Raw genomic sequence first — 644 nt, forward strand, 5'->3', positions numbered from 1 at the left:
GGAGCGGACGACCGGATTCGAACCGGCGACCCTCACCTTGGCAAGGTGATGCTCTACCAACTGAGCTACGTCCGCACATCGGCTGGGCCGACGATCGACAACTTTAGGACGGTCCTGGCATCCGCGCAAATGCAGATGGCCTGCAGTGTCGGACGTCACGGGCCGACGGTGCGGGGAGGGGTGGAGCGGCGCGGGGGTGCCGCCCGCCGAGTCGTCGTCCCGGATCTTCTTCCTCGATGGCGACTCCTGAAGCTCCTCGGCTCGTGAGTGCTCTCGACTCGTGAGCGTTCGCGACTCGTGACCTCAGGGGCTTCCTCGGCGACGACTCCCGAATGCTCGGTGCACCTGCCGACGGGACGATCTCCGGCGCGACGTACGTCACGTCAGAAGTGGTCTTCGGGGTCGTCGGACCTCATGTAAGCTTCTTCGAGTCCGCTCGGAAGGGTGGATGACGAGGGTGGAGACACCACCGGGCGATTGGCGCAGGGGTAGCGCGCTTCCTTCACACGGAAGAGGTCACTGGTTCGATCCCAGTATCGCCCACGACGAGATCTTCGGATCCTCGTTGCGCGGACGTAGCTCAGTTGGTAGAGCATCACCTTGCCAAGGTGAGGGTCGCCGGTTCGAATCCGGTCGTCCGCTCC

3 tRNA genes are annotated in these 644 nt (G+C 64.3%); 2 read left to right on the forward strand and 1 reads right to left on the reverse strand.

Annotated features, from left to right (window positions below):
* Positions 1-2 precede the first annotated feature (2 nt).
* A tRNA-Gly gene (locus INT49_RS20865) sits at positions 3-75 on the reverse strand.
* A gap of 396 nt (positions 76-471) precedes the next feature.
* Here INT49_RS20865 and INT49_RS20870 point away from each other — a divergent pair.
* Positions 472-543, forward strand: a tRNA-Val gene (locus INT49_RS20870).
* Between the two features lie 26 nt (positions 544-569).
* A tRNA-Gly gene (locus INT49_RS20875) sits at positions 570-642 on the forward strand.
* The last annotated feature ends 2 nt before the right edge of the window (positions 643-644 follow it).

Source organism: Brachybacterium tyrofermentans (assembly GCF_014897585.1).
Lineage (GTDB): Bacteria > Actinomycetota > Actinomycetes > Actinomycetales > Dermabacteraceae > Brachybacterium > Brachybacterium tyrofermentans.